Genomic DNA, 21,092 nt, shown 5'->3' on the forward strand with positions numbered 1-21,092 from the left:
CCGGAACCCCCATTGCAGGAGCTAAAAACGTCAAAACCAGAAAAGACGAATGATATCAAATCATTAATCGATTTAAATATTTTGAAAGTTGTTTAAATCGTTTATATGTGCAAAAACACTGATGGTTGCCCAAAGGATTGGCGATGTTCATTCGTCCAATCCATATCGAGGTACAATTGTGGCCGTCGACATGCCGCGCGTGACAGCGGATACAGCCTATGCCACATTTTGTACCTAATTTGTCCTGCAAAAGCCCCTTCTCGACGAAAGAAGGGACAGCTCATGAGGGAGCCGCTTGAAATGGCAACAATCGCGCTTGTCGACGACGATCGCAACATTCTGACTTCGGTTTCGATCGCCCTCGAATCCGAGGGTTATCGGGTCGAAACCTACACGGATGGGGCATCGGCGCTGGAGGGACTGGCGGCGCGCCCGCCGAACCTCGCCATCCTTGACATCAAGATGCCGCGCATGGACGGCATGGAGTTGCTGCGCCGGATGCGTCAGAAATCCGACCTGCCGGTGATCTTCCTGACCTCCAAGGACGACGAGATCGATGAACTGTTCGGCCTCAAGATGGGCGCCGACGACTTCATCCGCAAACCCTTCTCGCAGCGTCTTCTTGTCGAACGCGTCCGCGCCGTGCTGCGCCGCGCCAGCACCCGCGAGGCGGCTGCCAAGGCGCCCAACCAGCAGGCTCGGTCGCTTGAGCGCGGCCAGCTTGTCATGGACCAGGAGCGCCACACCTGCACCTGGAAGGGCGAGCCGGTGACGCTTACCGTCACCGAGTTCCTCATCCTGCATTCGCTGGCCCAGCGTCCGGGCGTTGTAAAAAGCCGTGATGCGCTGATGGATTCGGCTTATGATGAGCAGGTTTATGTCGATGACCGCACCATCGACAGTCACATCAAGCGGCTACGCAAAAAGTTCAAGGCCGTTGATGATGACTTCGAAATGATCGAAACCCTTTACGGAGTCGGATATCGGTTCCGCGAAGCTTGAGTCGAGCGGGAGCTGCTATTCGATGGCAGTGCAAGTAGAGCGAGTGAGACGGTCGGGCGCCGCCAGGCGCCCGCCGCGGATTCTGCCCGCCTTCGTGTCGAAAATTACGGTGCCGATGCGCCGGTTTCTCGGCCATCACATCTTTTCCAGCCTGACGCGGCGTATCCTCTTTCTCAACCTTGCCGGCCTTGCCGTCCTGGTCACCGGCATTCTCTATCTCAATACCTTTCGCGACGGGCTGATCGACGCCCGTGTCGAGAGCCTGATGACTCAAGGCGAGATCATCGCCGGCGCGATCGCCGCCTCGGCGACGGTCGAGACCGATTCGATCAGCATCGATCCGGAGAAGCTGCTCGAGTTGCAGGCCGGCGAAAGCCTCGGCCCGGGCTCCGATCAGCTCGACAATCTCGATTTCCCGATCAATCCGGAGCGCGTGGCGCCGGTGCTCAGGCGGTTGATCTCGCCGACGCGGACCCGAGCCCGCATTTACGACCGCGACGCCAACCTGCTGCTCGATTCCCGCCATCTCTATTCGCGCGGCCAGATCCTTCGCTACGACCTGCCGCCGGTCGAAGAGGAGCAGCCGGACCTTCTGGAGCGCATCCAGAAATTCGTCTTTGATTTCTTTCGCAACAAGCAGCTGCCTGTCTATCGCGAGCAGCCAGGTGGCAACGGCGCCGCGTTTCCGGAAGTGGTCAAGGCGCTTACCGGCAGTCCGTCGACGATCGTGCGGATCTCGGAGCAGGGCGAGCAGATCGTTTCTGTGGCGGTGCCGATCCAGCGCTTCCGTGCCGTTCTCGGCGTGCTGATGCTGTCGACCGAAGGCGGCGACATCGACAAGATCGTCGCGGCCGAGCGCAAGGCGATCCTGCGCGTGTTCGGCATTGCCGCCCTGGTTACCGCCATCCTGTCGATGCTGCTGGCCTCCACCATCGCCAACCCGCTGCGCCGGCTTTCCGCGGCGGCCGTCAGGGTTCGCCGCGGCGTCAAGAACCGCGAGGAAATCCCCGACTTCTCCGACCGCCAGGACGAGATCGGCAATCTGTCGATCGCCGTGCGCGACATGACCAATGCGCTCTACGCCCGCATCGAGGCGATCGAAAGTTTTGCCGCGGATGTCTCGCACGAGTTGAAGAACCCGCTTACCTCGCTGCGCAGCGCGGTGGAGACATTGCCGCTGGCCAGGAACGACAATTCGCGCAGCCGGCTGATGGATATCATCCAGCACGATGTGAGGCGGCTTGACCGTCTCATCACCGATATTTCCGATGCCTCCCGTCTCGATGCCGAGCTGGCGCGGGAAGATGCGGGAACCGTCGACCTCAAGAAGTTCATCACCGATCTGGTCGCCGTCTCGCGCGAGGCCACGCGCAACAAGAAGGCGGTCGAGATCGAATTCAAGGTCGCCAAACTGCCACAGGGCGTGAAAGGCTACTTCGTCGTCGGTCATGACCTGAGGATCGGCCAGGTGATCACCAACCTGATCGAGAATGCCCGCTCGTTCGTTCCCGAGGAACGTGGCCACATCACCATATCGCTGGCGCGCGCCGGCAAGTTCAACATCGTCACCATCGACGACAATGGACCCGGTATCCGTGCCGATAACATCGACCGCATTTTCGAGCGGTTCTATACCGATCGGCCGGCCGGCGAGGCGTTCGGTCAGAACTCGGGCCTTGGCCTGTCGATATCCAGGCAGATCGTTGAAGCCCATGGCGGCACGCTGAGCGCCGAGAACATCCCGGCCACCAAGCCTGGCGAGATCAAGGGCGCGCGCTTCGTGGTGACGCTGCCGGCGGAAGGCTGACGGATGAATTCCAATCACGCCTGGTCCTATTGTGCAGCCTGAAAACATTCACGGCACCGCGATCCTGATAGGGGATTGCGGCATTCTCATCACCGGACCGTCCGGCTTGGGCAAGACGACGCTGGCGCTCGCCTTGATCGATCATTGCAGCCAGCGTGGGCTGTTTTCCCGGCTGATCGGCGATGACCAGCTCTATGCTGCAGATTGCGACGGGCGGCTGGTCTGCCGCGCACCAGCCAGCATAGCCGGCCTCGTCGAGGTGCCGGGATTCGGCCCCAAACCGATACAGTTCCAGCCAAGCTGCGTGATCGACCTCATTATCCGGCTGGTGCCAGCCGGCAAAATGGCCCACTTCCAGGAAGACTGCAGCGAACTCGTTGTCGGCATACCAGTGCCGCGCATCGATCTTGCCGGGCGCAATGTAGCGGCGGCCTTGCCGGCAGTGATGTCGCGCCTGTCGATTGCGCCTTTCCTGTGATCCGATTTCGATTTTTTGCTGCAATGCGTCAAATTGGCTTGGGCCGGCGCAATTTTGGGCTTGTCAACGGGCCTTGCGTCGACAAGATAGCGCTCCCGCCACCTGGAACGGTCGGCGAGCATAAAATGCGCCTGTGAAGCGGCGATGACGGGAGCCACCAAAGAATGATCGGACTCGTGCTTGTAACGCACGGTCAACTGGCCGCCGAGTTCCGCAATGCCGTGGAACATGTCGTTGGGCCACAAGACAATTTCGAGACCGTGGCGATCGGTGCCGACGACGATATGGAACAGCGCCGCCGCGACATTATCGAGGCAGTCGGCCGCGTCGATACGGGATCAGGTGTCATCGTTTTGACCGACATGTTCGGCGGCACGCCCTCTAACCTCGCCATTTCCGTGATGGAATCCGGGCGTATCGAGGTCATTGCCGGCATGAACCTGCCGATGCTGATCAAGCTGTCCAGCGTTCGCAAGGGCGACAACATGACGGCCGCGCTGGATGAGGCGCAGGCTGCCGGCCGTAAATACATCAATGTCGCCAGTCAACTCCTGAGCAGCAAATGAGCGCGCTGTTGCCGGAAAAGGACAAGATCGTTCGCGACTTTCCGATCGTCAACCAGCGCGGCCTGCACGCACGCGCCTCGGCCAAGTTCGTTCAAATCGCCAGCGGCTTCAACGCCACGGTCCAGGTCGAGAAGGACGGCGTCAAGGTCGGCGGCACCTCGATCATGGGCCTGATGATGCTGGCGGCGAGCCCCGGTTATTCGATCCGCGTCACCGCCACCGGCCCGGAGGCCGAAGAGGTCATCGATGCGCTGGAGCAACTGGTTGCTTCCCGTTTTGGCGAGGAATGCTGACGTGCTGATCGCTTCTGAAGACATGCACGGATAAAGATTTCTTTATATCCCATTGTCGTCCGACTCCCGATCTGCTAGTCAGGCCGGCACCTCGCGCCCTCCGACACGCTTTCGGGGCGGGCGCGTCCCGCAATCAATTCGCATCGGAGCACTGCCATGACGGGTAGCAAGGACTATGTGGTCGCAGACATCGCGCTTGCCGGCTGGGGCCGCAAGGAGATCGAGATCGCCGAAACCGAAATGCCGGGCCTGATGGCCTGCCGCGAAGAATTCGGCGACAAGAAGCCGCTCAAGGGCGCGCGCATCACCGGCTCGCTGCACATGACCATCCAGACGGCGGTGCTGATCGAAACGCTTAAGGCGCTCGGCGCCGATATCCGCTGGGCTTCCTGCAATATCTTCTCGACCCAGGACCACGCTGCCGCGGCCATTGCCGAGGCCGCAATTCCGGTGTTTGCCGTCAAGGGCGAGACGCTGGAGGATTATTGGGTCTACACCGACAAGATCTTCCAGTGGGCCGATGGCGGCACCTCCAACATGATCCTCGACGACGGTGGCGATGCCACCATGTACATCCTGATCGGCGCCCGCGCCGAGGCCAGCGAGGATGTGCTGTCCAATCCGGGCAGCGAAGAGGAAGAGATCTTGTTTGCCCAGATCAAGAAGCGCATGCAGGCATCGCCCGGCTTCTTCACCAAGCAGAAGGAAGCGATCCGCGGCGTCACCGAAGAGACGACGACCGGCGTCAACCGGCTCTATCAGTTGCAGAAAAAAGGCCTGCTGCCGTTCCCGGCGATCAACGTCAATGATTCCGTCACCAAGTCGAAATTCGACAACAAATATGGCTGCAAGGAATCGCTTGTCGACGGCATTCGCCGCGGCACCGACACGATGATGGCCGGCAAGGTCGCGGTTGTCTGCGGCTATGGCGACGTCGGCAAAGGCTCGTCGGCTTCGCTCAAGGGCGCCGGCGCCCGCGTCAAGGTCACCGAGGTCGATCCGATCTGCGCGCTGCAGGCGGCGATGGACGGTTTCGAGGTGGTCACGCTCGAAGACGCAGCGCCGACGGCCGACATCGTCATCACCACCACCGGCAACAAGGACGTCGTTACCCTCGACCACATGCGCCTGATGAAGGACATGGTGATCGTCGGCAACATCGGTCACTTCGACAACGAGATCCAGGTGGCCTCGCTGCGCAACCTGAAATGGACCAACATCAAGCCTCAGGTGGATATGATCACCTTCCCGGACGGCAAGCGGATGATCCTTTTGTCGGAAGGCCGCCTGCTCAACCTCGGCAACGCTACCGGCCACCCGAGCTTCGTCATGTCGGCGTCCTTCACCAACCAGGTGTTGGCCCAGATCGAGCTGTACACCAAGCCCGGCCAGTACGAGAACCAGGTCTATGTCCTGCCGAAGCATCTCGACGAAAAGGTCGCGCGCCTGCATCTCGACAAGCTCGGTGCCCGCCTGACCGAACTGTCCGGCGAACAGGCCGCCTATATCGGCGTCACTCAGCAGGGACCGTTCAAGCCGGAACACTACCGCTATTAACCACGGCGAAACTTGCCACTAGATATTGAAGCCGGGCGATTGACTTTTCGCCCGGCTTTATTTTTGCGCTGATTGATTCTTCACGCCGATTCGCGCAAGCGCTATGGTGCTGATTCGCGGTCCGGGGACGAGGCCCGGGCGCACGCATCAGGGCGGTCTTGCATTCAGGCGGCGAAGAGGACCAAGACATGCCGGGGGATAACCCGCCTTGCGCGGGACAGGCCGTTTCCGGCGGCCATAACGATTCGATCACGGGCTCCGCTGCCAGAGGCGGCAGCCTTCTATGGCGCGCCGGCAGCCGTGTCGGGGTGCTGCTTGCTTCTTCCGCGCTGGTTGGTCCGCTGCTTGGCTTTACTGCACATGCCCAAACCCGCGTGGCGCAAAAGGCCGGGCTGTCGGTCAGCACGGTCGAGGTCATGCAACTCGCCATGTTCGTCGGCGTCATGGGGGCGGCATTGCTGTCGGCCATCTTTCTGATCCGCGAACGAGCGCGCACCGCGGCGGAAAATGCCGAGCTCAGGACCCGTATCGCCGACGTCAATGCCGCGCTGCAGCGCTCGGAGGCGCTGCTCCATTCCCGCGATCAGCGCGTGGTGGTATGGGCGGCCGAGAACAAGAAGCCCGAGCTTGTCGGGACATTGCCGATCGAGAGCGGCGCGCCGGAGGACCGGGCGGCCTTCCTGGCTTTCGGCCGCTGGCTGATGCCGCGTTCGGCGGCCGCACTCGAACATGCCGTCGCGGCACTGCGGGACAAGGCAAAGCCGTTCGATCTGGTCATCGAATCGCAGGCCGGCCAGCCGCTCGAGGTTCACGGCCGCAAGAGTGCTGCGCATGTGCTGGTTCGCTTCGTCTCGCTTTCGGAGACACAGCGAAGCCAGGCCAGGCTGAAGATCGAGAACCAGCGCTTAGCCGCCGACCATGAGACGCTGATCGGTCTTCTGGATGCGCTCAAGATGCCGTCATGGCTGCGTACTGTCGACGGGCGGCTGAAATGGGTCAACCGCGCCTATGCCGAAGCGGTCGAGGCCGAGAATGCCGAAGCGGCGGTCCGCGATGGCAAGGAATTCCTCGGCGGCCAGGCGCGCGACACGATCGCTGCGCAGCACAAGTCGCGCGCGGTCTTTGAACAGACGCTCTCCACGGTCATCGAAGGCGACCGCCGTATGTTTGCCGTGACCGATTTTGCCGGGGCGGATGGTTCGGCTGGTCTTGCCTGCGACATCAGCGCTATCGAGGCCATTCGCGCCGAATATGAGCGGACCATGCAGAGCCACGCCGACACGCTCGATCAGCTCAACACCGCCGTGGCGATTTTCGACACCGACGAGAAATTGCGGTTTTTCAATCAAGCGTTCCAGAAACTATGGGGCCTCGACAGCGGCTTCCTGCACAGCGCGCCGGACAACGCCTTACTGCTCGACCGCCTGCGCAGCGAAGGCAAGATCGCCGAGCAGCCCGAATGGCGGCGCTGGAAAGAGAGCCTGCTCGGCGCTTACCGCGCGGTTGAATCGCAGGAGCATTGGTGGCATCTGCCGGACGGCAAGACCATTCGCGTCGTCGCCAATCCGCAGCCCAAGGGCGGCGTCACCTGGGTGTTCGAGAACCTGACCGAGAAGATGGACCTTGAAAGCCGCTACCAGACCGCCGTCCGGGTCCAGGGCGAGACGCTCGACAACCTCGCCGAAGGCGTCGCTGTGTTCGGCCCCGACGGCAGGCTGAGATTGTCGAACCCGGCGTTCGCGGCATTGTGGGGGCTGAATGCCGATGCCTCAAAACCCAACGTCCATGTCTCGACCATCCGCGACCTTTGCGACCGCCGTGCCGTCGACAGTCCGTGGGGCGGGTTCGTTGCCGCCATCACCGGCTTCGACGACGAGCGCCGCGACCGCCACGGCCAAACCGAATTGAACAACGGCACCGTTTTGCGCTACGCCGTCATCCCTTTGCCCAACGGCCAGGTGATGATGACCTTCGTCGACGTTACCGACAGCGTCAATGTCGAGCGGGCGCTGAAGGACAAGAATGAGGCGCTACAAAAGTCCGACCAGATCAAGAACGAATTCGTGCAGCACGTCTCCTATGAGCTTCGCTCGCCACTCACCAACATCATCGGCTTTACCGAGCTTCTTTCACTGCCGTCGACTGGTCCGCTGAACCAGAAGCAACGCGAATATATCGGGCATGTCGGCTCGTCCTCCTCGGTCCTGCTCACCATCGTCAACGACATCCTCGACCTGGCGACGGTGGATGCCGGCATCATGGAACTCGACATTTCCGAAGTTCACATCGATCGAACCATTACGGCTGCCGCCGAACTGGTCGCCGACCGGCTGGAGGAACATGCGATCAAGCTTAGGATCGACGCGGCGGCCGCGCCGAAAACCTTCCACGGCGACGAGATCCGCGTCCGCCAGATCCTCTACAATCTGCTCAGCAATGCCGCCAATTACGCGCCGGAGGCGAGCACCATAACGCTCGCCTGCCGCCAACTTGCTGACGGCGTGGAATTTTCCGTTCACGATGACGGCCCCGGCATGCCGCCGGACCTGCTTGACTCAGTGTTCCGGCGCTTCGAGCCGCGCACCAATGGCGGCCGCCGCCGTGGCGCCGGGCTCGGCCTGTCGATCGTCAAGAGCTTTGTCGAACTGCATGGCGGCAGCGTCCGCATCGAGACCGGCAGGGATAAGGGCACCACGGTTGTTTGCACCTTTCCCGACACGCCGTCCGGCATCCGCGCGGCGGCCGAGTAGCGCGTTCGATGGCGGTATTGGTGCTGGAGCGTTTTCTCGCCGACGAGGCTGCGACGGCAAGGTTCGGCGAGGATCTCGCCATGTCGCTGCGCATTGGCGACGTGCTCGCCCTCAAGGGCGATCTCGGCGCCGGCAAATCGACCTTGGCACGGGCGCTGATCAGGGCACTGGCCGACGATGCCGGACTCGACGTGCCGAGCCCGACCTTCACGCTGGTCCAGAGCTACGACACGCGTGTGCCGGTTCATCATTTCGATCTCTACCGCTTGGGCACGGCATCCGAGCTGGACGAGCTGGGCTTCGACGAGGCGCTGACGCAAGGCGCCGCGCTGGTCGAATGGCCGGAGCGGGCAGAGGCATATCTGCCGAAAACCTCGGTGCTGGTCGAACTTCTCCAGCAGGGCGACGGCCGACTGGCGAGACTATCGGGAGAGGGCGCCGCCTTCGAGCGCGCGGCGCGATCGCTGGCAATGCGCGATTTTCTCGGGCAGGCCGGTTGGGGCCAAGCGCAGCGACGATATTTCATCGGTGATGCCTCGGCTCGCTCCTACGAGATCGTCACGCTCGCCGGATTTCCGCCGCGGGTGCTGATGAACTCGCCAAGGCTGGTGCTCGGACGGCCAGTCCGCGACGGCAAACCCTATGCCGAGATCGCTCACACCGCGCAATCCGTTTCGGCGTTCGTCGCCATCGACCGGGCCTTGCGGGCCGGCGGCGTCAGCGTCCCGGAAATCTATGCCCAGGATCTCGACCAGGGTTTTCTCCTGCTGGAGCATCTCGGTTCCCAAGGGTTTCTCGACAAGCGCGGCCAGCCGGTGGCCGAGCGCTACGCTGCGGCGGCCGAACTGCTTGCCATGATGCACGGCAAAACATGGCCGACCCGCATGCAGGCCGGCCCCGGCGTCTTCCACGAGGTGCCGCCTTTCGACCGCGACGCCATGATGATCGAGGCCGAATTGTTGGTCGACTGGTATGTCCCGGCGATATCAGGCGCTCCGCCTAGAGAGGGGCTGCGCGCCGGTTACCGCAGCGAATGGAGTGCGGTGCTCGATCGGCTGGAGGGGCGCGAATACACGCTGATGCTGCGCGATTTCCATTCACCCAACCTGATCTGGCGCGCTGACCGTTCCGGTCACGATCGCCTCGGCGTCGTCGATGTCCAGGACGCGCTGATCGGGCCGTCCGCCTACGACGTCGCCTCGCTCGCCATGGACGCGCGCGTCACTATCTCACCCGAAATCCAAAAGCACACGCTCGCCGCCTACATCGCCGCGCGACGCGCTGCCGGTGCCTTCGATGAGAACGAATTCCGCGAAACCTATGCAATCATGGCCGCACAGCGCAATTCCAAGATCCTCGGCATCTTCGTGCGGCTCGAAAAACGCGACGGCAAGCCTTATTATCTGAAGCATCTGCCGCGCATCCGCGACTATCTTCGCCGGGCACTGGCGCATCCGGCGCTGGCCGGGCTGCAGGATTTCTACATCGCCCACGGCTTGCTGGAGGAACGCTCGATTTGACGGCTAAGGATTTGGGCCTGAAGGCGTCGGATGAGCAGCCGATGCCGACGACCGCCATGGTGCTCGCCGCCGGGCTCGGCAAGCGCATGCGGCCGATCACCGACACCATGCCGAAGCCGCTGGTCAAGGTCGCCGGCAAGACATTGCTCGACTGGGGGCTGGACTGCCTAGCCGGAGCCGGCGTCGCCAAGGCCGTCGTTAACGTCCATTACCTCCCGCAACAGATCGTGGACCATGTAGCCCGCCGCAGTGCGCCGAGAATCGTCATCTCGGATGAGAGTAGGGGCTTGCTTGACTCCGCCGGTGGTATCGTCAAGGCATTGCCCAGGTTAGGGGCGCCCTTCTATGTGCTCAACGCCGACACCTTCTGGATCGACAGCGGCGTTTCCAATCTCAGGCGTCTTGCCCTTGCATGGGAGGGCTCGACGATGGACATTCTGCTGATGCTTGCGGATCTCCAGTCGGCAACCGGACATAGCGGCGGCACCGATTTCCTGATGGCGCCGGCCGGCGCCTTGCGGCGTGCGAACAACGATCCGGCCGGCCTGATCTATGCCGGCGCCGCAATCGTCCATCCGCGCATCTTCAAGGATGCGCCGGCCGGTCCACACTCTCTCAACGCCTATTTCGATGCGGCAATCGCCGCCGGCCGCCTGTTCGGCATGAAAATGCATGGTCACTGGATTACTGTCGGCACACCTGACGCGATCCCGCGGGCGGAAGCAGCGGTCGCCGCCGCACTTGCCGGCACGCCCAATGCTGTTGCTGAGGCACCCGGCGCTCTTACCGAGTCGAAATGAGCGGCTCACGCCGCGTTTTCTCGATCCCGCCTGGAGCGCCGTTCCTGCCGACGCTGGCCGAGGCGCTGCTTGCGGGGCGCTTGGTTCCCGGCTTCGCCTATGACGGCGATCCGCTGGCGCTGGCCGATCTCACCATCTATGTGCCGACGCGCCGTGCGGCGCGGGCGCTTCGCGGCGTCTTCGTCGATGCTCTCTCGCGCTCGGGAAGCCGCTCGGCGATCCTGCCGGTCATCCGCCCGCTTGGTGAGTTCGATGAAGATGAAGCCGCCTTCGAGGCAGGAGGTTCGGTCGCCATCGACCTTGCGCCGCCGATCGCCGCGGTCGAGCGTCTTCTGCTGCTTGCGCCGCTGGTGCGGGCGTGGAAACGCCGCCTGCCGGCACATGTCGCGGCATTGTTCGACGAGGAGATCGTCATACCGGCCTCCACCGCCGACGCCATCTGGCTGGCGCGCGACCTTGCACGCCTGATGGATGAGATCGACACCGAAGGTACGGATTGGGCAAGGCTCGCCGACCTTGTAACCGGCAATCTTGCAGGCTGGTGGCAGGTGACACTCGACTTCCTGACCATCGTGACGGAGAACTGGCCGAACCTGCTCAAGGAACGCCATCGTTCCAATCCGGCCGCGCATCGCAATGCCCTGATAAGGCTGGAGGCGGCGGGGCTGAAGCGTAATCCGCCGGCCGGACCGGTGATCGCCGCCGGTTCCACCGGCTCCATTCCCGCCACGGCCGAGCTGCTTGCCGTGATCGCCGGTCTGCCCAATGGCGCCGTCGTGCTGCCCGGGCTCGACCGGGCGTTGGACGAGCCGTCCTTTGCCGCGATCACCACACCGGGCGCGCGCCCAGCCGTGCTTGGCCACCCGCAATACGGCCTGGCAAAGTTGATCGGCAAGATCGGCGTGCCGCGCGCCGATGTCGAGGAGCTTGCCGTTGCGCCGCGACCGCTTGCGCTGCGCGCCGCACTTGTCGGCGAAGCGCTGCGCCCGGCGGAGACCACCGAGCTCTGGGCCGAGACGCGCGCCCGCTTTAGGGCCGGCGATATTGCCGAGGCCTTCGCCGATGTGACGCTTCTCGAAGCCGCCAGCGAACGCGACGAAGCCGTGGCGATCGCCGTCGCGCTCAAACAGGCCGTCGAACGGCCCGGCCAGCGCGCCGCACTCGTCACCGGCGACCGCGCTCTGGCGCGGCGCGTCTCAGTCGAGCTGCTGCGCTTCGGCGTTGCCGCCGATGATTCCGGCGGCACGCCGCTGATCAACACACCAGCCGCCAGCCTGCTCAGGCTGGCGCTTCAGGCAGCCTTCCGCCCGGGCGACCCCGTCGCCCTGCTGTCGCTGCTCAAGCATCCCCTGCTTGGCCTCGGCCTGGAGCGGGCAAGCGTGCGCCATGCGGCCGAAATCGTCGAACTCGTGGGGCTGCGCGGCGGCACAGGGGGTCCGGACGTGGCGTCGCTGCCGCAGCTCTTCGACACCCGGCTCCTCGAATTCGACGGCGGCGGCAATCGCCGCCCACCCTTCTGGTGGCTGCGGCTTTCGGTCAGGCGCATCGAACAGGCGCGCGACCTGTTGATCCGGCTAACGGCCGCGCTGGCGCCGCTGGTTGCTTTTCGCGGCGACGAGAATGCCGATCTTGCCACCCTTGTGCGCGCCAGCGTCGTTGCGCTCGAAAGTCTCGGCCGCGCCGGTGACGGCAGCCTGAGCGAACTCTATGCGGGCGATGCCGGCGAAAAGCTCGCCGAGCTCTTGCGCGGGCTGGTCGCGGCCTCGGTGTCGTTCTCCTTCGCGGCTGACGAATGGCCTGACGTGATGGAGGCGCTGATCGCGCCCGAGACGGTCAAGCCGGCGCAGGGCACCGACAGGAACATCGCCATCTGGGGTGCGCTGGAAGCGCGGCTTCAGGATGTCGACACGCTGGTCGTCGGCGGGCTCAACGAAGGCGTGTGGCCGCGCAAGCCGGAGAGCGACCGCTTCATGTCGCGGCTGATGAAGACCGGCATCGATCTTGAACCGCCCGAGCGGCGCATCGGCCTTGCTGCCCATGATTTCCAGATGGCCATGGGCGCCAAAAAAGTGGTGCTGGCTCGCTCCGGCCGCTCCGGCGACGCACCGTCGGTACCTTCGCGCTGGCTGCAGCGCATCCTTACATTCGTCGGCGAGGACCACGCTGCTGCACTTCGCCGGCGCGGCGACGAACTGCTTGCCTGGGCGCGTGCGCTCGATGCCGGCGAAAAGCAGGACTTTGCGCCGAGGCCGCAGCCGAAACCGCCGCTCGCCGCGCGGCCGCACCACTTCTCGGTCACCGAGATCGAAACGCTACGCCGCGATCCCTATGCGGTTTATGCCAGAAGGATACTCGGCCTGATGCCGCTCGATCCCGTCATTCGCGATCCGGGCGCCGCCGAGCGTGGCACGCTGTTTCACGCCATTCTGCACCTCTTCTCGGCGAGGGTGGCCGACCCGCGCGCGCCGGAGGCGCTGGACGGGCTCATCGCCGCAGGCCGCTCCTGCTTTGCCGACGCGGCCCTGCCCGCCGATGTCGAGGCGGTGTGGTGGCCGCGTTTTGAAAAGCTTGCCGCCGGCATCATCGAATGGGAGCGCGGCCGGGCCGCAGCCGTGGCACGGCGGCACGCCGAGGAACGCGCCGAAAAGACCGGTGTGGGCCGATCCGGTGTGACCCTGTCCGGCTATGCCGATCGCATCGATCTGCTGGCCGGCGGCATGGCCGACATCCTCGATTACAAGACCGGCTCCTCGCCATCTAAGGCACAGGCGCACACGCTGCTCGCGCCGCAACTGGCGCTGGAGGGCGCGCTGCTCAGGCGTGGCGCTTTTGCGGAGCTTGGCGCGTGCGAGCCGTCGCAACTGGCCTTCGTGCGGCTGAAGCCAAATGGCGAAGTATTCGAGGAATCCATCCTCGAATACAACCGCAAGCCGCGAACCGCCGCCGATCTCAGCGAAGAGGCGTGGGCGCGGCTGGAAAAACTGCTGATCCACTACGCCGACCCGGCGACCGGCTATCTGTCGCGGGCGCTGCCGTTCCGCGAGGGTGAGACCGACGGCGACTACGACCATCTCGCCCGCGTGCTCGAATGGTCGGCCGGCGGCGATGCCGACAACGAGGGAGGGGAGGCATGAAAAAGGCCTACCCCATTCCAAGCGACACTGCCGCGAGCCAGGCAAGCGCGTCCGACCCGCGCAATTCCGCCTGGGTGTCGGCCAACGCCGGATCCGGCAAGACCCATGTACTCGCCCAGCGCGTTATCCGGCTGTTGCTGCGCGGCACCGATCCGTCCAAGATCCTGTGCCTGACCTATACGCGTGCCGCCGCCGCCAACATGTCGAACCGGGTGTTTTCGACCCTGTCGCAATGGACGGCCCTGGGCGATACCGAGCTCTCGACACGGATAGAGGCGCTGGACGGCCGCCAGCCCGACCGCGAAACCATGCGCCGGGCGCGGCGGTTATTTGCCGAGGCGCTGGAAACACCGGGCGGGCTGAAGATCCAGACCATCCACGCCTTCTGCGAATCGGTGCTGCATCAGTTCCCGCTGGAAGCCAATATCCCTGCGCATTTCGAAATGCTCGATCCGCAAATGGAGGCTTCGCTGTTTGCCGCCGCCCGCCGCGACATGATTTCGGGCGGCGTTGCAGGCGATGCGGCATTGTCCGAGGCCTTCGCCACCGTGCTGGAGCGCGGCGGCGAGCATGGGCTCGACGCACTGCTGGCCGAGATCGTGCGCAAGCGCGATGGTTTGCGTGCGTTCATCGCCGCGGCCGGCGGCGATGGTTTTCAGGCGCTGTTCGACGAGTTCCATTTCCGCGCCGGCCAGACGGCCGAAGGTATAGCTGCCTCGGTCTGGCCGCTGCCCGGCTTCCTGCCGGATTATCTCGTCACCTTTTCACGGGCGGCCGAGGCCGCCGATGCGCGCATCGTGCTGAACAATCTGCTGCCATACGCCCGCCTTGCCTTTACCGAGGAGGATCCGGTACGTCGCCTGAATTTGCTTTCCAAGGCTTTCCTGAGGGCCGACGGCGAGCCTTACGATCCGGCAAAGACATTTAAAAGGGCATTGCTTGACCGGCTGCCCGATCTTGCCGAACGTTATCTGGCGGCGGTCGACGCCATTCTCGAAATCTCCGACCGGCTGGCCTTGTTCAGGATGCTGGAAGGCACGCGTGCGGCGCTGACCATCGCCGACTGGCTGATCGCCCGTTACGAGCAATTGAAGCGCGCCCGCGGCTTCCTCGACTTTAACGACCTGATCACCCGTACGGTCAACCTTTTGGCACGGCCCGATGCCGGCCCTTGGGTGCAGTACAAGCTCGACCAGGGCATCGACCACATCCTGCTCGACGAGGCGCAGGACACCAGTCCCGACCAGTGGGAGGTGGTCAAGCGGCTGGCAGAGGAGTTCTTTGCCGGGCTCGGCGCACGCGACGCGGTCCACCGCACCATCTTTGCTGTCGGCGACGAAAAGCAGTCGATCTATTCCTTCCAGGGAGCCGCCCCGGATTCCTTTGCCGACAGCCGGCTTTTGTTTGCCGGCAAAGTTAGATCCGCCGCCGCCGCGTTCGCCGATCTCAAGCTGACCTGGTCGTTCCGCTCGACCGAAGATGTTCTTGCCGCCGTCGACCGGGTCTTTGCCGACCCGAACGTGCGGCGCGGCATCAGCCACGATCCTGATCCGCTCGACCACAAGGCGATCCGCACCGATGCGCCGGGTCATGTCGAGGTCTGGCCGTCGATCGGCGCCGACGTCGTCGACGAACCAGACGATTGGACGCAAGCGGTCGACCATGCCCACGCGCCGGCAGTCCGCGTCGCTGAAAACGTCGCCGCAACGATTGCCGGCTGGATCGGCAACGGTGAGGTCATCGAAGGCCGCGGCAAGAAACTCCGCCCCGGCGACGTGCTGGTGCTGGTGCGCAAGCGCGATCGCTTCGTCCATGCGCTGACGCGGGCGCTGAAGCGCGGCGACATTCCGGTGGCCGGCGCCGACCGGCTCAGCCTGCCCGGCCACGTCGCGGTGAAAGACCTGATCGCACTTGGCCATTTTCTCATCCAGCCCGAGGACGATCTGTCGCTGGCCGCCGTGCTGCGCAGCCCGATCTTCGATGTCTCGGAAGAGCAGCTTTTCGCGCTTGCTGCCGAGAGGCCGTCGGGCGTCTCGCTGATCGCCTCGCTGCGCCGGCATGCCGGCGAAAGCGAGGCGTTGGCCGCCGTCGTCAGCCGGCTCGACACATGGTCGAACGAGGCCGCATTCAAGCCGGTGTTCGAATTCTATGCCGCAGCTCTCGCCCGCGACGGCCTGCGCAAGAAGATGATTGCGCGGCTCGGTCCGGAGGCCGGCGATATCCTCGACGAATTCCTGAATTTCTGCCTGGCCGAGGAGCGAACCGGCCTGCCTGGGCTGGAATCCTTCCTGTCGACGCTGGAAAACGCCGGCCCCGAGATCAAGCGCGAAATGGACCAGACCCGCGACGAGGTTCGCGTCATGACCGTGCATGCCGCCAAAGGCCTGGAAGCGCCGGTGGTATTCCTTGTCGATGGCGGCTCCGCGCCGTTCAGCGACCAGCATCTGCCGAGATTGATGCCATTCGAAGGCTCGGGCGACTGCTGGGCGGGCAAGGGCTATCTCTGGCGTTCGGCCAGCGATGTCGCCAATGGGTTTTCACGCGCCGCATCGGCCCGCGCCCGCGAGCTCGCCGACGACGAATACCGCCGGCTGCTCTATGTCGGCATGACCCGCGCCGAGGATCGGCTGATCGTCTGCGGCTACCATGGCAAGCGGGCGCCGAATACCGGCACCTGGCATTCGATCGTCAGCCGCGCACTGGTCGGTGCCGCGGAGAGCGAAGAACGCCGGCATCCCGCCACTGGCGAGACCGTGCATCGTTTCCAGATGACGAAACTGCCGCCCATGCCACTGGCGGCAGTGAATGAGGCACGACAGGCGGAACGCTTTGCACCACTGCCTGAAACCCTGTTCCGGCCTCTGCCGCCCTTCGAGGAATTGCCGCGGCCGCTCTCGCCATCCGGCGCCTCGGTGCTGATCGACGAAGCGAGGCAAGCCGTAGTCGACACGCGTTCGCCGGTGCTGGATGCCGAGGCCGAGCCCGGCTTTGCCGTTATGCGCGGGCTGGCGCTGCACAAATTGCTGCAGATGCTGCCCGGCATCGCCGAGGGAAAACGCCGGGATGCCGCCGAACGCTATCTGGCAAGAGCCGGCGCGGAATGGCCCGACGACGAGCACGACAAGGCCTTGGCTGGCGTTTTCAGAATTCTTGCCGACAGCCGCTTCGCGCCGCTGTTTGCGCCAAACTCGCGCGCCGAAGTCGCCATCATGGGCAGCCTGGAGGTAAGGGGCAAACTGCGCTCGATTTCCGGCAAGATCGACCGGTTGGCAGTAACGCCGGACAAGGTTTCGATCGTCGACTACAAGACCAATCGGCCAGCGCCAGCTACGCTCGCCGAAGTGCCGCAAGCCTATGTTCTGCAGCTCGCACTTTATCGCGCGCTGCTTCAGCCGCTCTATCCGGGACGCGAGGTCTCGGCGGCGCTGCTGTTCACCGAGGCGCCGCGGCTGATCGAGCTGCCGGCGGCGGCCATGGACGATGCGCTTGCTAGACTCACGGGAGCGTGACACAACACTTGCTTGAAGACGGACGCGATCACCACCACATTTGGTGCGACGAACAAATCGAAAGGATCTCAGCATGGCCACCGTCAAGGTCGACAAGAGCAATTTCCAGGCCGACGTGCTCAACGCCAAGGAGCCGGTCGTGGTCGATTTCTGGGCGGAATGGTGCGGCCCGTGCAAGATGATCGCCCCGGCGCTCGAGGACATCGCCATCGAACTCGGCAGTAAGATAAAGATCGCCAAGCTCAACATCGACGAGAATCCTGAGCTGGCCGCGCAGTTCGGCGTACGCTCGATCCCGACGCTGATGATTTTCAAGGGCGGTGAAGTCGCCGACATGAAGGTCGGTGCTGCGCCGAAAACGGCATTGTCGCACTGGATCAACGGCAGCCTCGCCTGATCCGATCAATTTTGCAGAAAAGCCCGGTCTCGCGCCGGGCCTTCTTTTGCTGGCGTCATTGGTGGGCCGCTCTGGCACTCGCGGCTTGCCGCCCGGTATTCTTCTCTTCTGAATTCAAAGGAGAAGCGATATGACCGGATCCGCCAAGGCCACCGTCTTCATCGACAATGAGCGCGTCATCGTCACCGAATACCGCTTCGCCCCGGGAGACAACACCGGCTGGCATCGCCATGGCCACGACTATGTGATCGTGCCGTTGACCGACGGCAAGGTGAAGCTCCTGACCAAGGATGGCGAATCCTTTGCCGAGATGAAGAAGGGCTCGCCGTATTTCCGCAACGAGGGCGTCGAACATGACGTCATCAGCGCAAACGATGGCGAATTCGCCTTCATCGAGGTCGAGCTGAAGTAGTCCACCAACCATCGGCTGCGCCGCTACAATTGTCCGGCGAGGCGCGATCACCAATCCGCGATACGATCGCCGCCGACGAATTGTGCGCTTTTCTCAGTATATTCGAACAGTTCTATCTTCACGCCGTTGGGGTCGCGGATCCAAGCCTGGTAGGTGTCATCGCACGCGCGTTTCTTTGAAGTGACATCAACCCCCCTTGACCTCAGATGGGCGATCGCGGCGTCGATGTTTTCCACTTCGAGGCAGAAGTGGTTGATCTGGTTCAAGTCGCCATAGCTGGCGCCGTCTTTCTGGAACACCTCGACATGGCTACGGCTGCCGCAATTGAGGTAGAAGCCGAAAATCTTCCCGTCGCGCAGGAAATTGAACTGGGTGTCCATGCCGAGGACGTCCCGATAGAAGCTTCGCGTCATCTCCAGGTCATTCGCGAAAATGCAAACGTGAGCGAGCTGCTTTACCTTGATCATGATTGGCTCCTCGCGGTGGTCTGACAAGTGTGGCGTCACCGTGGCCCGGCTGAAGCACGCCTCAAACCGGCGGCGTGCCGTTTTCGGCCAATACCGCGCCGGCCAGGTAAAGTGACCCGCCAATCAGGATGCGCGGCGGCGGTCCGTCCCATGTGTCGCGCAGCAGCATCAGCGCATTGGCGACGGAACTGACCGGTTCGGCCGACAGGCCGGCCTCGATGGCGCGGGTCGCCAGCTCGTCGTTCGGCACGCCCGCGTCGCTCAGGCTCACCGGCACGGTGTAGACATGCCGGACCAGCCCTTTGAAGGCGCGGAAATAGCCGCTCTGGTCCTTGGTGTTGATCATGCCCGAGATCAGGAACAGCGGACGCGGGTTCTTTTCCTCTTGCTCGGCCAGCGCCTCGGCGACGACCACGCCGGCGCCGGGATTGTGGCCGCCGTCGAGCCAGATGTCGGCGCCCTTCGGCGCCAGTTCGCTCAGCCGCCCTTGCGGCAGCTTTTGCATGCGGCCCGGCCAGGCAACATTCGCCATCGCCTTCTCGGCAGCGCGGTGGCTGATCTCGAAGCCCGCCGCCTTGACCGCCGCGATCGCCGCCGCCGCATTGGCGAATTGATGGCGCCCCGGCAGGCGCGGCGGCGGCAGGTCCATCAATCCGTCTTCGTCCTGATAGACCATGCGGCCGTTTTCCTCATAGGCAAGGAAATCCTGGCCATAGACGAAGGCGGGGCAGCCGAGCCGCTCGGCGGTTTCGATGAGCACCTGCTGGGCCGTCTCGCTTTCCTGCGCGCCGATGACGACCGGGCATCCGCGCTTGATGATGCCGGCCTTTTCGGCGGCGATCAGCTCGACGCGGTCGCCGAGATAGGCTTCGTGGTCGAGCGACACCGGCATGATCACCGACACGGCCGGCTCGGCGATGACATTGGTGGCGTCGAAGCGGCCGCCAAGGCCAACCTCGAGGATGACGGCATCGGCCGGATGTTCGGAAAACAGCAGGAAGGTGACGGCGGTGAGGATTTCGAAGACGGTGATCTTCTGGCCTTGATTGGCTTTGGCGACGCGGGCGATGGCTTCGGCGAAGACCTTGTCGTCCACCAGCCTGCCGCCGCCATCTGCGGCCAGCCGGTAGCGCTCGTGCCAGTTCACCAGATGTGGCGAGGTGTGGACGTGGACGCGGTAGCCGGCGGCTTCGAGCAGCGCCCGTGAAAAAGCAGCACAGGAGCCCTTGCCGTTGGTGCCGGCGATGTGGATGACCGGCGGCAGCTGGTCTTGCGGATTGCCGAGCCGCTCGAGAAGCCGCGAAATGCGGTCGAGCGAAAGGTCGAAGCCCTTCGGGTGAAGCGCCATCAGGCTTTCGATTTCGCGGTCGGCGGCAAGCGTGGTCATGGCGAATCCTAGGCGCGCCACGGACGGCGCGCAATCGCAGTTCGTGGCGAATGCGTCAGGCGTGCGGCCGGGCTTCGACCGGGATCACCGACGGCGGCAGGATTTCCGGCTCCTGCGGTTTTTGCTCTTCCGGCAGCTTGAGCAGCATTCTCAGCAGCCGCGCAATCGTCTGGCGCATCTCCAGCCGTGACACCACCATGTCGACCATGCCGTGTTCCATCAGATATTCGGCACGCTGGAAGCCGTCGGGCAGCTTTTCCCTGATCGTCTGCTCGATGACGCGCGGTCCGGCAAAGCCGATCAGGGCGCCGGGCTCGGCAATATGCACGTCACCCAGCATGGCGTAGGAGGCGGTGACGCCGCCGGTTGTCGGGTTGGTCAGGACGACGATATAGGGAAGGCTGGCCTCCTTCAGCCTGTCAACGCCGATCGTGGTCCGTGGCAGCTGCATCAGCGACAGGATGCCTTCCTGCATTCGGGCGCCGCCGGAGGCCGCAAACAGGATCAGCGGCCGCTTGCGCTGCAAGGCGACCTCGAAACCATGCACGATGGCGTCGCCGGCCGCCATGCCGAGCGAGCCGCCCATGAAGGCAAAATCCTGCACCGTCACCACCACCGGCAGGCCTTCGACCGTACCCAGCGCATTGATGATGGCATCTTCCAGGCCGGTCTTGGCCTTGGCATCCTTCAGCCGGTCAATGTAGCGCTTTTCGTCGCGGAACTTGAGTGGATCCTGCACCACCTTGGGGTTTTCCAGCGTCTCGTATTTGCCGTCGTCGAGGAAGAATTTCAGCCGTTCCTTGGCCGAGATCTTCATGTGGTGGCCGGAGGACGGGATGACGAACTGGTTCTGCTCCAGATCCTTGTGGAACACCATTTCGCCGGTCTCGGGATCCTTGATCCACAGGTTTTCCGGCATGTCGGTGCGCCGGCCGAGCATCGAATTGATCTTCGGGCGGACGTAATTGGTGATCCAGTTCATCGCTTCGGCTCCTGTCCTTACGAAGACGTAG

Annotated in this window: 16 protein-coding genes; 13 read left to right on the plus strand and 3 right to left on the minus strand. The window is 63.7% G+C overall.

Annotation, left to right across the window (positions count from 1 at the left end; translation table 11 throughout):
• Nucleotides 1-300 precede the first annotated feature (300 nt).
• From NKJ23_RS23200 to NKJ23_RS23260, 13 genes are all read left to right on the plus strand, one after another.
• On the plus strand, nt 301-1,002 hold the full coding sequence (locus NKJ23_RS23200; RefSeq protein WP_023677547.1) for a response regulator transcription factor: 702 nt from the start codon (nt 301-303) through the stop codon (nt 1,000-1,002).
• Nucleotides 1,003-1,024: 22 nt separating this feature from the next.
• On the plus strand, nt 1,025-2,809 hold the full coding sequence (locus tag NKJ23_RS23205) for a sensor histidine kinase (RefSeq protein WP_352682635.1): 1,785 nt from the start codon (nt 1,025-1,027) through the stop codon (nt 2,807-2,809).
• A gap of 31 nt (nt 2,810-2,840) precedes the next feature.
• The gene (locus NKJ23_RS23210; protein ID WP_352682637.1) at nt 2,841-3,287 is read left to right on the plus strand and encodes an HPr kinase/phosphorylase; all 447 of its coding nucleotides are present in this window, start codon (nt 2,841-2,843) and stop codon (nt 3,285-3,287) included.
• 164 nt (nt 3,288-3,451) lie between these two features.
• Nucleotides 3,452-3,853 (plus strand): PTS sugar transporter subunit IIA, encoded by a 402-nt coding sequence (locus NKJ23_RS23215; protein ID WP_023677550.1) that lies wholly within the window; start codon nt 3,452-3,454, stop codon nt 3,851-3,853.
• On the plus strand, nt 3,850-4,146 hold the full coding sequence (locus NKJ23_RS23220; RefSeq protein WP_023677551.1) for an HPr family phosphocarrier protein: 297 nt from the start codon (nt 3,850-3,852) through the stop codon (nt 4,144-4,146). Before NKJ23_RS23215 ends, NKJ23_RS23220 begins: the two co-directional genes overlap by 4 nt.
• A 156-nt stretch (nt 4,147-4,302) precedes the next feature.
• Nucleotides 4,303-5,703: an adenosylhomocysteinase gene (gene ahcY, locus NKJ23_RS23225; protein ID WP_352682639.1), complete on the plus strand. Its 1,401-nt coding sequence runs from the start codon at nt 4,303-4,305 to the stop codon at nt 5,701-5,703.
• A 188-nt stretch (nt 5,704-5,891) separates the two neighbouring features.
• Nucleotides 5,892-8,453 carry a sensor histidine kinase gene (locus NKJ23_RS23230; RefSeq protein ID WP_352682641.1) on the plus strand — a complete coding sequence of 854 codons (2,562 nt, stop codon included), beginning with the start codon at nt 5,892-5,894 and terminating at the stop codon, nt 8,451-8,453.
• 8 nt (nt 8,454-8,461) lie between these two features.
• Nucleotides 8,462-9,973 (plus strand): tRNA (adenosine(37)-N6)-threonylcarbamoyltransferase complex ATPase subunit type 1 TsaE, encoded by a 1,512-nt coding sequence (gene tsaE, locus NKJ23_RS23235; RefSeq protein WP_352682643.1) that lies wholly within the window; start codon nt 8,462-8,464, stop codon nt 9,971-9,973.
• Between the two features lie 41 nt (nt 9,974-10,014).
• Nucleotides 10,015-10,773, plus strand: coding sequence for a nucleotidyltransferase family protein (locus tag NKJ23_RS23240; RefSeq protein WP_352682645.1), 759 nt, complete (start codon nt 10,015-10,017; stop codon nt 10,771-10,773).
• Nucleotides 10,770-13,907, plus strand: a complete 3,138-nt coding sequence (gene addB / locus NKJ23_RS23245; RefSeq protein ID WP_352682647.1) for a double-strand break repair protein AddB — start codon at nt 10,770-10,772, stop codon at nt 13,905-13,907. The genes NKJ23_RS23240 and addB overlap by 4 nt, the downstream gene beginning before the upstream one ends.
• Nucleotides 13,904-17,416, plus strand: a complete 3,513-nt coding sequence (addA, locus tag NKJ23_RS23250) for a double-strand break repair helicase AddA (RefSeq protein WP_352682649.1) — start codon at nt 13,904-13,906, stop codon at nt 17,414-17,416. Before addB ends, addA begins: the two co-directional genes overlap by 4 nt.
• A gap of 73 nt (nt 17,417-17,489) precedes the next feature.
• Nucleotides 17,490-17,813 carry a thioredoxin gene (gene trxA / locus NKJ23_RS23255; RefSeq protein ID WP_023677558.1) on the plus strand — a complete coding sequence of 108 codons (324 nt, stop codon included), beginning with the start codon at nt 17,490-17,492 and terminating at the stop codon, nt 17,811-17,813.
• A 130-nt stretch (nt 17,814-17,943) separates the two neighbouring features.
• Nucleotides 17,944-18,225 carry a cupin domain-containing protein gene (locus tag NKJ23_RS23260; RefSeq protein WP_254815949.1) on the plus strand — a complete coding sequence of 94 codons (282 nt, stop codon included), beginning with the start codon at nt 17,944-17,946 and terminating at the stop codon, nt 18,223-18,225.
• A gap of 47 nt (nt 18,226-18,272) precedes the next feature.
• On the opposite strand, the gene NKJ23_RS23265 is transcribed toward NKJ23_RS23260, so the two are convergent.
• The 3 genes from NKJ23_RS23265 to accD all read right to left on the minus strand — a co-directional run bounded on the left by NKJ23_RS23265 (nt 18,273) and on the right by accD (nt 21,061).
• Nucleotides 18,273-18,692: a VOC family protein gene (locus tag NKJ23_RS23265; RefSeq protein WP_352682651.1), complete on the minus strand. Its 420-nt coding sequence runs from the start codon at nt 18,690-18,692 to the stop codon at nt 18,273-18,275.
• Between the two features lie 61 nt (nt 18,693-18,753).
• Nucleotides 18,754-20,079 carry a bifunctional folylpolyglutamate synthase/dihydrofolate synthase gene (locus tag NKJ23_RS23270; RefSeq protein ID WP_352682653.1) on the minus strand — a complete coding sequence of 442 codons (1,326 nt, stop codon included), beginning with the start codon at nt 20,077-20,079 and terminating at the stop codon, nt 18,754-18,756.
• Between the two features lie 55 nt (nt 20,080-20,134).
• Nucleotides 20,135-21,061, minus strand: a complete 927-nt coding sequence (accD, locus tag NKJ23_RS23275) for an acetyl-CoA carboxylase, carboxyltransferase subunit beta (protein ID WP_352682655.1) — start codon at nt 21,059-21,061, stop codon at nt 20,135-20,137.
• Nucleotides 21,062-21,092: the final 31 nt, after the last annotated feature.

It is taken from the genome of Mesorhizobium sp. M0184 (assembly GCF_040322215.1).
GTDB lineage: Bacteria > Pseudomonadota > Alphaproteobacteria > Rhizobiales > Rhizobiaceae > Mesorhizobium.